This window comes from Streptomyces sp. NPDC024698 (genome assembly GCF_055559015.1).
The window spans coordinates 511,497-525,511 of the sequence record NZ_JBVHLK010000004.1; the positions used below are offsets into that span (position 1 = coordinate 511,497).

Below are 14,015 nucleotides of genomic sequence, written 5' to 3' on the forward strand. Positions count from 1 at the left end.
GGCTGACGAGACCATTCCTGTTGAAAACGCAGCTCCGGAGACAACGGTGCAATTCCACGACTCGATGATCAGTCTCGTCGGCAACACCCCGCTGTTGAGGCTCAACAACGTGACCGCGGGCATCCAGGCGACCGTCCTGGCGAAGGTCGAGTACTTCAATCCCGGCGGATCCGTGAAGGACCGCATCGCCCTGCGCATGATCGAGGCCGCGGAGGAGAGCGGCGCGCTCAAGCCCGGCGGCACGATCGTCGAGCCCACCAGCGGCAACACCGGTGTGGGCCTCGCCATCGTGGCGCAGCAGAAGGGGTACAAGTGCATCTTCGTGTGCCCCGACAAGGTCTCCACCGACAAGATCAACGTGATGCGCGCGTACGGGGCCGAGGTCGTGGTCTGCCCCACCGCCGTCGACCCGGAGCACCCGGACTCGTACTACAACGTCTCCGACCGGCTGGTCAGGGACACCCCGGGGGCCTGGAAGCCCGACCAGTACTCCAACCCGAACAATCCCCTCTCGCACTATCACTCCACCGGCCCCGAGCTGTGGGAGCAGACGGAGGGGAGGATCACGCACTTCGTCGCGGGTGTGGGCACCGGCGGCACGATCTCCGGCACCGGCCGGTATCTGAAGGACGCCAGCGACGGCAAGGTGCAGGTCGTCGGCGCGGACCCCGAGGGCTCCGTGTACTCCGGCGGCTCGGGCCGGCCCTACCTCGTCGAGGGCGTCGGTGAGGACTTCTGGCCGACCGCGTACGACCGTACGGTCGCGGACGAGATCGTCGCGGTGTCCGACAAGGACTCCTTCCAGATGACGCGCCGGCTGGCCAAGGAGGAGGGGCTGCTCGTCGGCGGCTCCTGCGGCATGGCCGTCGTGGCCGCGCTGCGGGTCGCCGAGCGCCTCGGCCCCGACGACGTCGTGGTCGTGCTGCTCCCCGACAGCGGCCGCGGCTACCTCAGCAAGATCTTCAACGACGAGTGGATGGCCGACTACGGCTTCCTGGAGGACACCGGCCCGAGCGCCCGTGTCGCCGACGTCCTGAACGACAAGGCGGGCGCCTCGATCCCCTCGCTGGTGCACATGCACCCGGAGGAGACCGTCGGCGAGGCCATCGAGGTGCTGCGCGAGTACGGCGTCTCGCAGATGCCGATCGTCAAGCCGGGCGCCGGTCACCCGGACGTGATGGCCGCCGAGGTCATCGGGTCGGTCGTGGAGCGCGAGCTCCTGGACGCGCTGTTCACCAAGCGGGCCTCCCTGGAGGACCCGTTGGAGAAGCACATGTCCTCGCCGCTCCCCCAGGTCGGTTCCGGCGAGCCCGTCGCCGACCTGATGTCCGTGCTCGGCAGGGCCGACGCGGCGATCGTGCTCGTCGAGGGCAAGCCCACCGGGGTCGTCAGCCGGCAGGACCTGCTGTCCTTCCTGGCCAAGGGCGGCACCAGGGCCTGACCCCGTCCGGGGGCCTGAGCAGGATTTTCGCTCGAAGTGTCGGATCCGTGTGGATCTTCCGGCTCCGGCCGGGGTGAACTTCGCGGAAGTGGTACGAGCGCGACACGTCCGCGCAGCACCCGCTTAACACGGGTCCGGCACATTAGTGGGTGTCGGCAGGGCGGGAGCGGCTCCCCGCCCCGGCCGACGCCGAACGGCGCCAAGGACCTCCGGAGCGGCTCCCGGACCTCCATGGACGCCACGGACGCACAGCCCGGTCCTGACCCGGCTCGCGTCCCTCGCGGGGACCGCCGTCGTCCCGCCCCCCTTCACCGGGGGTGCGGCGGTCCCCGCGCAATACGTCGAAGGGCCCGGCACTCCCCGCGAGTGATGGGCCCTTTCGTATGCCGTCCGCCGTCCCGCGACGGCTACTCCTCCCAGTCCGACTCCGTCCGGGCCCCGCGGCGGCGGAAGAAGCCGGGGGAGAGCCGGGCCGCCTGGACCACGTTCACCCCGACGATGCCGGCCCAGGCCACCAGCAGACCCGGCAGGTGCGCGTTCGCCACCCCGATCGCGGACAGCGGGATCGCGAGGACGAGCGAGACGATCCCGAAACCGAAGCGTTCGCCCCAGGAGTCGGCCGACTGTGGGGAACGCGCGCCGCGCGCCACCACCATCTGCTGTTCGGCGAGCCGGCGCCGCACCCGGCGGTCGACCGCCCCGTCGAGGCGCTGCTCGACCTTCTCCAGGAAGGAGTCGACCAGCGCGGACTCGTACTCCTCGCCGAGTTCCCTGCGCGCGCGCAGGGTGGCGTCGAGTTCCTTCTTCAGCTCCGCGTCGTCATGGCGGGCGTTCATACCGGTCATGACGACCACGTTAGGCAGCCGGGGCGCGCCTGGCACTGGGGATAGCCCCCCGATCGCGGCTGGGCCGAACCCCCGTAAGACGCCCCTTGCCCGGCTGCATATCGTCATGCAGAGTTCTCGGTACCTGAATAGAAGGGTGTGTACGTGATGTCGTCCGGGACCGTGGACACGCCGTGCGCGGTGACGCCCCCCGCGGCCGTCGCGCTCGTGGTCCTGGACGGCCGGAGCACCGGCGCCGACGACGTCGTCCGGCTCGCGGACGGGACCGCGCGGCCCGTTCCCGGCACGGACGCGATGAAGCGGGCCGAGGAGTCCTGGTGCGCCGCCCGGCGGATCGCCGCCACCGGCCGCGTCTACGGCCGCTCCACCGGCGTCGGCGCCAACCGGAACGAGGACGTGCCCTCCGAGGCGGCCGTCGGCCACGGACTGCGCCTGCTGCGCAGCCACGCCGGTGCCATCGGCGCGGAGCTGCCCGCCCGGCAGATCCGGGCGATGCTCGCCGTCCGCGCGAACCAGCTCCTCGCGGGCGGCGCGGGACTGCGGCCCACCGTCGTGACCGCGCTGTGCGCGGCACTGGAGAGCGGCGCCCACCCGGCCGTCAACGAGTTCGGCTCGGTCGGGACCGGTGACATCGCCGCCCTGGCCCAGGTGGGCCTGGCCCTCGCGGGCGAACACCCGTGGCGGGGCCCGGACGGCTCACCCACCAGCGCCCCCGAGCCGCTCGCGCTCGACAACAACGACGCCCTCGCGCTCATCAGCAGCAACGCGCTCACCCTCGGACAGTCCGCCCTCGCGCTGCACGAGCTGCGCGGACTGATCGGCGCCACCCAGGTCGTCGCGGCCCTGTCGCTGCTGGCGGTCGACGGGTCCCACGAGGCCTACGCCGCACCCGTGCACGCCGCCCGGCCGCACCGGGGCTCCGTCGAAGTGGCACGCCGGATGCGGGAGTTGATCGGCGCCGCCGACCGCCCCGCGGCACCGCTCGGGCGGATCCAGGACCCGTACGGCTTCCGCTGCCTGCCGCAGATACACGGCCCCGCCCACGACGCGGCGGACGCGCTGGAGGCGGTCCTCACGGTGGAGATCAACGCCGCCGCCGAGAACCCCCTCATCTCCCCCAAGGACATGGCCGCCTACCACCACGGCGGCTTCTACCAGGCTCAACTCGCCCTCGCACTGGACCACTTCAGACTCGCCGTCACCCAGGTGGCACGCCTGTCGACCTCCCGCCTCTCCACCCTCAACGAACCCGCCTACACCCGGCTGCGCCCCTTCCTCGCCGACCACGAACCCGCGGCCTCGGGGGTGATGATCCTGGAGTACGCCGCCGGTGCCGCGCTCGGTGACCTGCGGGCCTTCTCCGCACCCGCCTCGCTCGGCCACGCTGTACTCTCCCGGGGCGTCGAGGAACAGGCGAGCTTCGCCTCGCTCGCCGCACGCCAGACGCTGCGCGCGTGTGGCGCGTACCGTCTCGTCGTCGGCTGCGAACTGGTCGCCGCGGTACGGGCGCTGCGCCAGCGCGACCTGCGGCCCGACCCGGAGCTGCCGGCCGCGCGGGCGCTGGAACTGGCCGAGGCGGTGCTCGACGCGGAGCAGGCCGACCGGCCGCTCACGGACGATGTGACAGCGGCCGCCGCGCTGCTCGACCGGTTCACGGACATCTGGAGGGGGACCACGTCATGAGCACGGGCAGCGACAGGGCCGGCGGTGACAGGAACGGGAACGGCGGGGCGATGACGGCCGGCGGGACGACGGGGGACGGCGGCGTGGAGAGCGACACGCAGGTGAGCGACAGCCCCGCCGGACGGCTCCAGGCCCTCTTCGAAGGACGCCGGCTCACCCCGACCCAGCGGCGCATCGCCCACAGCATGGTGCGCAGCGCCGCCGAGGTGCCGTTCCTGTCCAGTGTCGAACTCGCCGAACTCGCCGGAGTCAGCCAGCCCTCCGTCACCCGCTTCGCGGTCGCGCTCGGCTTCGACGGCTACCCGGCGCTGCGCAAGCACCTGCGTGAGGTCGCGCCCGCCGAACCGGCCACCGACACCGCCTCGTACAACGAGTACCAGCAGGCCGTCGAGGCCGAGATCGAGAACCTGCGCCATCTCGCGGCCGTGCTCGCCGACCCGCGTCCGGTCGCCAGGGCCGGGCGTCTGCTGGCGGCCTCGCGCCCGCTGCCCGTCCTCGGACTGCGCGCCGCCGCCTCCCAGGCCTACGGCTTCGCCTACTTCGCCGCCAAGGTGCACCCCGACGTCCGGCTGCTGCACGAGGGCGGCACGATGCTCCAGGACCGCGTCGACGCCGCCGTCCGGGCCGGGGCCACGGCCCTGCTGTGCTTCGCGCTGCCGAGGCACCCGCGCGAGGTCGTCGACGCCCTCGGCTACGCCAAGGAGGCCGGGCTGACTGTCGTCACGGTCGCGGACTCCGCGTTCGCGCCGGTGGCGAAGGTGTCCGACCTGCTGCTCCCCGCCGCCGTCGGCACCGGCCTCGCCTTCGACACGGCCTGCGCGCCGATGCTCCTCGGCCGGGTCCTGCTGGAGGCCATGTGCGACGACCTGCCGGACGCGCAGGCACGACTGGAGCAGTTCGACGCGCGGGCCGCCGTCCGCGGACTGTTCGTGGAGTAGAGAGCCCCGCCCCCGAGGGGCCCGGCGCCGCGTCGGGTGTTTCTCAGACGCGTCTCACCTTCCGTGGTTAGCCTGCCCGCCCAAGGCACACGGGCGTGACGGCCGTCGTCGGCGCGCCCGTGGAGGTGAAGGCGCTGATAAGGGAGGCGGATCGTGGCGCGCGGAGGACAAGGACTTGCCCGGGTGGCCGTCGTGGTGCGGGCGGGAGCCGCGCCGCTGTGGTGGTGCGGGGTGACGGCCGCCGGGATCGGCGTGGTGCTCCCCGGACTGACCGGACGCAGGATCGGCGTCATGGCGGGGGCCGCGCTGTTCCTCGTCACGGCGGCCGTGGTGGCGTACCGGCACGGGAAGAGGTACGACGCCCTGGTCCGCTCGGCCGCCCGCGCCGGCAAGCACGATGTGCTCCAGGACCGTGCCGTGACCGTGCGCAACTGGCGCCGGGGGCACCGCTGGTGGCTGCTGCTCGCCTTCGTCGCCGCACTGCTCTGCTCGCTCGCCGTGCCCGCCGCGGGCGGCATGCTGCTCGCCGGGGCGGGCGTCGGACTGTGGTTGAAGGCCGGCCGGCTCGGGCGCCTGGAGCGTGCCGAGCAGGCACTGATCTGGGTGCGCGTCGACTGGCTCGGCCCGCGCGCCGGTGCCCCCGTGGGCAAGCCGGTCCGGGCCGTACGGGCCACCGGAGTGGCAGCGGGTGACGCCGCGCCCGGTGGGGCGCGGCGTCATCGACCGGAGCGGGTGCCGACTGAGGGGTACTAGACCTCGAGGTCGTTCTCGATCCGCTTGAGCTGGTGCCGGGCCATCGCCAGGTTGGCCCGCTTCTGGTCGAGGACCAGGTACAGGAACAGACCGTTCCCGCCGCGGCCCTTCATCAGCCGGATCAGGTGGTACTGGTCCGAGAGCGTGATCAGGATGTCCTCGATGTCGCCCTTCAGGCCCAGGTGTTCCATCGTGCGCAGTTTGGCGCGGACGACATCGGTGTTGCCGGCGGCCGCGACGGTGAGGTCGAAGCTCTTGCTGCCACCGATGGTGCCCAGCGCCATGCCGCTCGTGTAGTCGACGAGGGCGGCTCCGGTCGCGCCCTCGATGGATGCCAGGGCCTCTTTGAGGGCGGTCTCGGTGTTCGTCATGATGGGGTGCTCCTTCAGCTCTCTGATGTTCTCGGGTGGTTGGTGGCAGGAGTGGATGTGGACCGCGGGGTGGTGCCGCGGGGGGTGCGCGTGCGCAGCGGTGTCTTCGCGGAGGGCTTGGCGGAGGGCTTGGCCGGTTCGGCGGCCGGCTCCCCGCGAGCCGTGGCGGCGTCGACGAGTTCGCCGATCCGGGTGCCGGAGCGCCGCCCCTCCAGGTGCAGCCGACCGACGTTGACCCGGTCCTGGGCGAGCAGTGTCAGGACGGCGGAGCCGCCCGCCGCGTACGTCGCGACATAGCCGTGCACTCCGCGCACCAGCAGCTCGCGCAGGTCGCCGTGGCCGGTGGAGTCGGCCATGCGGATGGCGACCCCCAGGGCGGCCGCGGTGAGCGCGGCCAGGCCGTCCGGTTCGACGCCGGGTGTGTCGTGGGCGAGGACGAGACCGTCGGCGCTGGCCGCGAGCGCTCCCGTCAGCTGGGGCACCCGGGCCCTCAGCCGATGGAGTTCGTCCAGGACTTCGGCCTCCGCCGCCATCAGCAGTCTCCTCTCGGCACGCTGTCGTAGCGCGCGGATCACAAGGCCTCCCGCGGGGTTGGGACTCACAAGGCCTCCAGCGCGTCTCTGAGGCGTCGCAGCAGCGCGACGTCGGGATCGGAGGAGGTCTGGGTGAGCACGCTGGGCGGGGGAAGCGGCTGCGGTTCGGGCGCGGCCGTCACCAGTCCGGCGGCGGCGAGCCGGCGCAGGTCGACGAGCGTGTGGAAGGCGGGCCGTCCCAGGGCGAGGGACACCTCCGCCGCCGTGCGGACGCCGTCCACCCGGTCGAGCACGGCCTCCTGGCGCACCGACACGCTCGGTCCCGCGGCGAGCGGGGCGCGTCGCAGCGGCGCGGTGTCGGTCGCCGGGTCGGGCCAGATCCGGTGCAGCAGTTCCCGCCGGCGCACCGTCTCGCGCTCCAGTGCGGCGACCGGGACGGGCCGGAGCGGGCCGAACCAGTGCGCGGCCCCGTACCGGAAGCGGCTCGGGGTACTGCTCGGCCCGAGGACGAAGTAGGCGGCGTCGTACAGGGAGCCGAGGTGGCACAGTTCCAGCGCGCCCTCCGCGATGCGGCCGCTGTCGATCAGGAACCGGCCCACCCGGCGGCGCGCCCCGGCGGCGGCGACCGCCTCCCTCCACACCTCGGGGGCCAGCACGCCGTGGACGGAGAACAGCACGTCGAGCCCGGGTGTGGCGGGGCTCTCGGCGTGCACCACCTCGCCGTCGGCGAGGTAGAGGGTGCCGCGCTCGCGGATGAGGACGCCGGTGGCCCGCTCTTCGGCGAGCCGGCCGAGCATCGGTGAGGCGCCTCCGGCGGCGCCCGGTGCCGTGTCCCGTATCGGGAGCCGGGGAGGGGGAGGTGTCCTGACGGTGGTCATACGAGCACCAGCCGTCCGGCCATCTCGCCCAGCCGGATACGGGCCAGGGCGAGATTGCCGTCGGAGCGGGCCAGCCACAGATGCAGGAACACGCTGCTGTCGAAGGCGGTCCGGACGAACCGCAGGACGTGGTAGCTGTCGCGGTTGCTGATGATCAGGTCCTCGATCGGGGTCTCCTGGTCGGACCACTCGGACCAGTCGGAGCCGCCCTTGGGGGCGAACGAGCGATTCTCCGCGGCGAGCCGGGCCAGCTCGGCTGCCTCCGCCGCGGTCGTCTCGTGGTCGTCGCCCGGAGCGTCGCCGACCGTGCCCAGAGCCAGGCCGCTGGTCCAGTCGACCACCGAGGCGCCCCGGGCACCGGGCAGTGTCATGGCCTCCAGCAGGCACTCGTCGATACCGGGCACCGTGTCTCCCTCCCGCCAAAGGGTTCGGCCGAGTGACGCCGAAGTTACGCACTGTGTGCACGGGAAGGGAGTGATCCGGCATTTTCCTGTGGAAAATGCCCGCGATGACTAAGGTGGGTCGACTGACCACATTCTTAGGCGGTCTCAAACCTGCCGGGGGCGTTTCGTGCTGCCCTGGGGCGGTGCGGTGGGGGCGTGCAAGGGTGCGATCGGGCGCACGCGGTTCACGTGCGCTCCGGGGGTACCGGTCGGCTGGTGCCGCCCCCTCGGACTCGCCCCGACGGCCCTGCCGGTCACGTACACGGGGCTCCGCCCCGGACCCCGCTCTTCGAACGCCGGAGGGGCTGGACTACCACGGGGTCCGGATCTCTACAGTGCGGTGAGTGAGTGGGTGTGGGGGCCGCCTGATTCGGTGACGATCTCGGGCAGGGTCTGTGGGGTTCGTACGACCGCGAAGCGTGTGCCGTTCGTGGCGGGGTCCGGGGCGAAGCCGTAGACGCCGGGGCGGGCCAGGGAGTTGTAGGCGTAGTGGTGGGCGAAGTAGTACGCGCCGGTGTCCAGCGCGGCCACGTGGTCGCCCGGTTCGAGCAGCGGCAGCGGGCGGCCCTCGGCGAGCAGGTCGCCGGCGAAGCAGGCCGGGCCCGCGACGTCCTGGACGACGTCCGGCCCCGTCTTGGGCCGGCCCTTGGCGTCGTACGCGGTGATCCGCAGCGGCCACGACCCCGGCGCGTACACCGTGCGAGTCGCCACCTGGACCCCGGCGTGGGTGACCGCGACGGCCCGGCCCCCGGCGGACTTCGTGTACTCGACCCGCGCCAGGACCGTCCCGTGCTTGGCCAGCAGCGACCGCCCGAACTCGGTGACCAGTCCGTACCGCCCGTCGAACAGTCCCGGTGCCGTCTCGGCGAGCAGCCGCGCGTACTGCGCGTACGTCGGGGACAGGGTGTCGGAGCCGAAGTCGACCGGCAGTCCGCCGCCGATGTCGATCGTGTCGACCTGCCGTCGCCCGACGTGCCGGTTGATCTCCTCCGCCAGCGCGTACGTCTCCGCCACACCCCGCGCCATCAGTGAGAGCGGCATGCCCTGCGAGCCCGAGTGGACATGCAGCCGGGTCAGCCACGGGCGGTCGGCGAACGCCCGCACGATCCAGACGCGGGCTCCCTCGTCCCGTAGCGCGACCCCGAACTTGGACGTGGCCGTCGCCGTGGACAGCGCCTCGATCGAACCCCCGCCGACCTGCGGGTTCACCCGGATTCCGACAGGGGAGGCGAGGGGGGAGCCGAAGGCCGCCGAGCGGACCAGGGCGTCGATGCGGTCCAGTTCCTGTGGGCTGTCCGCGTTGACCGCGACGCCCAGTGCCAGCGCCTCGCGCAGCTCGGCGGGCGTCTTGGCCGGCGAGTCGAGCACGGTCCGCTCCGGCGGGACACCGGCCGCCGCGGCGAGCGCGAGCTCTCCGGGGCTCGCGACCTCCGCGCCGACGCCCTGCTCGCGCAGCAGCCGCAGTACCGGCACCAGGGGGGTCGCCTTCACCGCGAAGGCGTGCAGTACCGGGGTGCCGGGAGCGGCCACCGCGGCGAACGCGGAGTGCAGCGCGGCGGCCGAGGCCCGGATGCCGGTCACGTCGAGGAGCGCGACGACGGGGTGGTCCGCGGTGAGGAGCCCCTGTTCCACGGCGGCCCGCACGGCGTCGTCCCGCCGTGCCACCCGTGTCGCGTCCGTGTCCTGCGCCGAAGGCATCGCAGCCCCGCCCGCCCTGTCGCCGTCGTCCCGATCCCCTGCCCTGTCCATGTCTGCGCCCATGCGTCCCAGCCAAACATCCGGCGGGAGCGCGTGCGGGGCCGCGCGCCTATTGACTAGCCTTATTCAAGGGGTGAGGATGTGAATATCTACTGAAACAGTCCGCTAGGAGGCAGACCATGTCAGGACCCCGCCCCGTCCGAGCGCCGCGCGGTACGGAACTGAGCGCCCTGGGATGGCAGCAGGAAGCCGCCCTGCGGATGCTCCAGAACAACCTCGACCCCGAGGTCGCCGAGCACCCCGACAAGCTCGTCGTCTACGGCGGCACCGGCAAGGCCGCCCGTGACTGGCGCTCCTTCGACGCCATGGTCCGCACGCTGCGGACCCTCAAGCAGGACGAGACCATGCTGGTCCAGTCCGGCCGCCCCGTCGGTGTCATGCAGACCCACGAGTGGGCCCCGCGCGTCCTCATCGCCAACTCCAACCTGGTCGGCGACTGGGCCAACTGGGAGGAGTTCCGCCGCCTTGAGCAGCTCGGCCTGACCATGTACGGCCAGATGACCGCCGGTTCCTGGATCTACATCGGCACCCAGGGCATCCTCCAGGGCACCTACGAGACCTTCTCCGCCGTCGCCGCGAAGAAGTTCGGCGGCACGCTGGCCGGCACCATCACGCTGACCGCCGGTCTCGGCGGCATGGGCGGCGCCCAGCCGCTCGCCGTGACGATGAACGACGGCGTCGCGATCTGCATCGACGTGGACCCGCGCGCCATCGAGCGCCGTATCGAGCACCGCTACCTGGACGTGCGGGCCGACTCCCTGGAGCACGCCCTCCAGCTCGCCGTCGAGGCCCGCGACCAGCGCAAGCCGCTGTCCATCGGCCTGCTCGGCAACGCGGCGGAGCTGCTGCCCCGCATGCTCGCCGAGGGCGCGCCCATCGACATCGTGACCGACCAGACCTCGGCCCACGACCCGCTCGCCTACCTCCCCGTCGGCGTCGACTTCGACGACATGGCCGACGCGGCCGCCAAGGACCCGGCCGGCTTCACCACCCGCGCCCGCGAGTCCATGGCCAAGCACGTCGAGGCCATGGTCGGCTTCATGGACGCGGGCGCCGAGGTCTTCGACTACGGCAACTCCATCCGCGGCGAGGCCCAGCTCGCCGGGTACGACCGCGCCTTCGCCTTCCCCGGCTTCGTCCCCGCCTACATCCGCCCGCTCTTCTCCGAGGGCAAGGGCCCCTTCCGCTGGGCGGCCCTGTCCGGCGAGGCCTCCGACATCCACAAGACGGACAAGGCGATCCTCGACCTCTTCCCGGAGAACGAGTCGCTGCACCGCTGGATCAAGCTGGCCGGCGAGCGCGTCCACTTCCAGGGCCTGCCCGCCCGTATCTGCTGGCTCGGCTACGGCGAGCGCGACAAGGCGGGCGAGCGCTTCAACGACATGGTGGCCTCGGGCGAGCTGGCGGCCCCGCTGGCCATCGGCCGCGACCACCTCGACTGCGGCTCCGTCGCCTCCCCGTACCGCGAGACCGAGGCCATGCTCGACGGCTCCGACGCGATCGCCGACTGGCCGCTGCTCAACGCCATGGTGAACGTCGCCTCCGGCGCCTCCTGGGTCTCCATCCACCACGGAGGCGGCGTCGGCATGGGCCGCTCCATCCACGCCGGCCAGGTGTCCGTCGCCGACGGCACCAAGCTCGCCGGCGAGAAGATCCGCCGCGTCCTGACGAACGACCCCGGCATGGGCGTCATCCGTCACGTCGACGCCGGCTACGACATCGCCGAGTCCGTCGCGGACGAGCGCGGCGTGCGCATCCCGATGCGCGAGAGCCACGAGGGCGGCGACGCGTGACGTTCCACAGCATGTGGGCGGAGCTGCTGCCGATCGGCCGCAGCTCCGCCTCCGGCGGCTACCGCCGGTTCGCCTGGACCGGCGCCGACACCGACTGCCGCGCCTGGTTCCGGCAGCAGGCCGAGTCCCGCGGGCTCACCTACGAGCTCGACCGCAACGGCAACCAGTGGGCCTGGCTCGGCGACCCCACCGCGGGCGACGCCGTGGTCACCGGGTCCCACCTGGACTCCGTGCCCGACGGAGGCGCCTTCGACGGACCCCTCGGTGTCGTCTCCTCCTTCGCCGCCCTCGACGAACTCAGCGCCCGGGGAGCGGAGTTCACCAAGCCCCTCGCCATCGTCAACTTCGGCGACGAGGAGGGCGCCCGGTTCGGCCTCGCCTGCGTCGGATCCCGGCTCGCCGCAGGACAGCTCACCGTCGAGCAGGCGCACCGCCTCACCGACGGCGACGGCATCACCCTGCCGCAGGCCATGGAGCGCGCCGGACACGACCCCGCCGCCATCGGCCCCGACCCCGAACGCCTCGGCCGCATCGGCGCCTTCGTCGAACTCCACGTCGAGCAGGGCCGCGCCCTGGACCTCAGCGGCGACCAGGTCGGCATCGCCAGCGCCATCTGGCCGCACGGCCGCTGGCGCTTCGACTTCCGCGGCGAGGCCAACCACGCCGGCACCACCCGGCTCGTGGACCGCCACGACCCGATGCTGCCCTACGCCGAGACCGTCCTCGCCGCTCGCCGCGAGGCCCGGCTCGCGGGCGCCGTCGCCACCTTCGGCAAGATCTCCGTCGAGCCCAACGGCGTGAACGCCATCCCCTCCCTGGTACGCGGCTGGCTCGACTCCCGCGCCGCCGACCAGGCCACCCTCGACACCGTCGTGGGCGGAGTCGAGAAGGCGGCCCGCGAGTACGCCGAGGCGCAGGGCGTCGAACTCGATGTGATCCGCGAGTCGTTCACCCCCGTCGTCGAGTTCGAGCACGCCCTGCGCGACGAACTCGCCCGGATCCTGGGCAAGGACCGGGAGGCCGTCCTGAACGTCCCCGTCCTCGGGACCGGGGCCGGACACGACGCCGGAATCCTCTCCGGCACCGTCCCGACCGCCATGCTGTTCGTACGCAACCCCACCGGTGTCTCGCACTCCCCGGCCGAGTACGCCGCCGAGGACGACTGCGTGGCCGGGGTGACCGCACTCGCCGACGTACTCGAAGGGCTGGCATGCAGGTGACGCAGACGTACTGGCTGGAACACGCCTGGCTCGACACCCACGTCGAGCCGGGCGTCGCGGTGACCGTGTCGGCCGACGGCTCCGGGGCCGACGGCCGTGTCACCGACGTCCGCACCGGCGTCGACACCCCTCCGCCGGGCGCCGAGATCCTGCGCGGACTCACCCTCCCCGGCCTCGCCAACGCCCACTCCCACGCCTTCCACCGCGCCCTGCGCGGCACCGTCCAGGTCGGCTCCGGCACCTTCTGGACCTGGCGCGAGATCATGTACTCCTTCGCGGACCGGCTGACCCCGGAGACCTACCACGCGCTGGCCCGCGCGGTGTACGCGGAGATGGCGCTCGCCGGAGTCACCGCCGTCGGCGAGTTCCACTACGTGCACCACGCCCACGACGGCACCCCCTACGCCGACCCCAACGCCATGGGCGAGGCCCTCATCGCCGCCGCCTCCGACGCGGGCATCCGCATCACCCTGCTCGACACGGCCTACCTCTCCTCCGGCTTCGGGCAGCCGCCCAACCCGCACCAGCGCCGCTTCTCCGACGGCACAGCGGAGGCCTGGGCGGAACGCTGTTCACTTCTCAAGGACCGGGATCACGCGCGGATCGGCGCGGCGATCCACTCCGTACGGGCCGTGCCCGCCGGACAGCTCGCCACCGTGGCCCGCTGGGCCGAGGAGCGGCGCGCCCCGCTCCATGTCCACCTGTCGGAGCAGACCGCGGAGAACGAGGCCTGCCAGGCCGCGCACGGCCGCACGCCCACCCGGCTGCTCGCCGACCACGGCGTCCTCGGACCGCGCACCACCGGCGTCCACAACACCCACCTCACCGACGAGGACATCGCCCTGCTCGGCGGATCCGGCACCGGCACCTGCATGTGCCCCACCACCGAACGCGACCTCGCCGACGGCATCGGCCCCGCCGTCGCCCTCCAGCGCGCGGGCTCACCCCTCTCGCTCGGCTCCGACAGCCACGCCGTCATCGATCTCCTCGAAGAGGCACGCGCGATGGAGCTGAACGAACGGCTGCGCACCCGCACCCGCGGCCACTGGACGGCCGCCGCCCTGCTGCGCGCCGCCTCCGCCGACGGCCACGCGGCCCTCGGCTGGGACGACGCCGGCACCATCGAGACGGGCGCCCTCGCCGACTTCACGACGATCGCCCTCGACTCGGTCAGAACAGCGGGACCGGTGCCACGCCTCGGCGCGGAGACAGCCGTATTCGCGGCCACGGCCGCCGACGTCCGGCACACGGTCGTGGCGGGCAGGCACGTCGTGCGCGACGGCGCGCACACACTCGTCCCCGATGTGCCGGAAGCGCTCGCGGACGCCGTCCAGGCACTGCGCTCCTGACTCCCGGGCG

At 72.8% G+C, this 14,015-nt stretch carries 13 protein-coding genes; 7 read left to right on the forward strand and 6 right to left on the reverse strand.

What is annotated here, in order from left to right:
- The first annotated feature begins 46 nt into the window (after positions 1 to 46).
- Positions 47 to 1,441: a cystathionine beta-synthase gene (locus ACZ4AA_RS13200; RefSeq protein ID WP_467600126.1), complete on the forward strand. Its 1,395-nt coding sequence runs from the start codon at positions 47 to 49 to the stop codon at positions 1,439 to 1,441.
- Between the two features lie 407 nt (positions 1,442 to 1,848).
- On the opposite strand, the gene ACZ4AA_RS13205 is transcribed toward ACZ4AA_RS13200, so the two are convergent.
- On the reverse strand, positions 1,849 to 2,286 hold the full coding sequence (locus ACZ4AA_RS13205; protein ID WP_467600129.1) for a hypothetical protein: 438 nt from the start codon (positions 2,284 to 2,286) through the stop codon (positions 1,849 to 1,851).
- 147 nt (positions 2,287 to 2,433) lie between these two features.
- Here ACZ4AA_RS13205 and ACZ4AA_RS13210 point away from each other — a divergent pair, with 147 nt between their 5' ends.
- The 3 genes from ACZ4AA_RS13210 (at position 2,434) to ACZ4AA_RS13220 (ending at position 5,660) form a co-directional block, all read left to right on the forward strand.
- Positions 2,434 to 3,969: an aromatic amino acid ammonia-lyase gene (locus tag ACZ4AA_RS13210; RefSeq protein ID WP_467600132.1), complete on the forward strand. Its 1,536-nt coding sequence runs from the start codon at positions 2,434 to 2,436 to the stop codon at positions 3,967 to 3,969.
- Between the two features lie 50 nt (positions 3,970 to 4,019).
- Positions 4,020 to 4,907: a MurR/RpiR family transcriptional regulator gene (locus ACZ4AA_RS13215; RefSeq protein ID WP_467600373.1), complete on the forward strand. Its 888-nt coding sequence runs from the start codon at positions 4,020 to 4,022 to the stop codon at positions 4,905 to 4,907.
- Between the two features lie 153 nt (positions 4,908 to 5,060).
- Complete coding sequence (locus tag ACZ4AA_RS13220; protein WP_467600135.1) at positions 5,061 to 5,660, forward strand: hypothetical protein; 600 nt, start codon at positions 5,061 to 5,063, stop codon at positions 5,658 to 5,660.
- Here ACZ4AA_RS13220 and ACZ4AA_RS13225 read toward each other — a convergent pair.
- The 5 genes from ACZ4AA_RS13225 to ACZ4AA_RS13245 form a co-directional block, all read right to left on the reverse strand.
- A complete protein-coding gene (locus ACZ4AA_RS13225) occupies positions 5,657 to 6,031 on the reverse strand; it encodes a roadblock/LC7 domain-containing protein (protein ID WP_339129766.1) in 375 nt (124 codons plus the stop codon). The genes ACZ4AA_RS13220 and ACZ4AA_RS13225 overlap by 4 nt on opposite strands.
- 14 nt (positions 6,032 to 6,045) lie before the next feature.
- Complete coding sequence (locus ACZ4AA_RS13230; RefSeq protein ID WP_467600137.1) at positions 6,046 to 6,564, reverse strand: roadblock/LC7 domain-containing protein; 519 nt, start codon at positions 6,562 to 6,564, stop codon at positions 6,046 to 6,048.
- A 65-nt stretch (positions 6,565 to 6,629) separates the two neighbouring features.
- Positions 6,630 to 7,442, reverse strand: a complete 813-nt coding sequence (locus ACZ4AA_RS13235; RefSeq protein ID WP_467600140.1) for a transcriptional regulator — start codon at positions 7,440 to 7,442, stop codon at positions 6,630 to 6,632.
- Positions 7,439 to 7,846, reverse strand: coding sequence for a hypothetical protein (locus tag ACZ4AA_RS13240; protein WP_037628227.1), 408 nt, complete (start codon positions 7,844 to 7,846; stop codon positions 7,439 to 7,441). Before ACZ4AA_RS13240 ends, ACZ4AA_RS13235 begins: the two co-directional genes overlap by 4 nt.
- Before the next feature lie 369 nt (positions 7,847 to 8,215).
- The gene (locus ACZ4AA_RS13245; protein WP_467600143.1) at positions 8,216 to 9,583 is read right to left on the reverse strand and encodes a type III PLP-dependent enzyme domain-containing protein; all 1,368 of its coding nucleotides are present in this window, start codon (positions 9,581 to 9,583) and stop codon (positions 8,216 to 8,218) included.
- A 179-nt stretch (positions 9,584 to 9,762) separates the two neighbouring features.
- On the opposite strand from ACZ4AA_RS13245, the gene hutU reads away from it, so the two are divergent.
- The 3 genes from hutU to ACZ4AA_RS13260 are packed head-to-tail and all read left to right on the forward strand — an operon-like array spanning position 9,763 to position 14,005.
- On the forward strand, positions 9,763 to 11,436 hold the full coding sequence (gene hutU, locus ACZ4AA_RS13250) for a urocanate hydratase (RefSeq protein WP_467600146.1): 1,674 nt from the start codon (positions 9,763 to 9,765) through the stop codon (positions 11,434 to 11,436).
- Complete coding sequence (locus ACZ4AA_RS13255) at positions 11,433 to 12,656, forward strand: allantoate amidohydrolase (protein ID WP_467600149.1); 1,224 nt, start codon at positions 11,433 to 11,435, stop codon at positions 12,654 to 12,656. Before hutU ends, ACZ4AA_RS13255 begins: the two co-directional genes overlap by 4 nt.
- Positions 12,647 to 14,005, forward strand: a complete 1,359-nt coding sequence (locus ACZ4AA_RS13260) for a formimidoylglutamate deiminase (protein ID WP_467600152.1) — start codon at positions 12,647 to 12,649, stop codon at positions 14,003 to 14,005. Before ACZ4AA_RS13255 ends, ACZ4AA_RS13260 begins: the two co-directional genes overlap by 10 nt.
- The last annotated feature ends 10 nt before the right edge of the window (positions 14,006 to 14,015 follow it).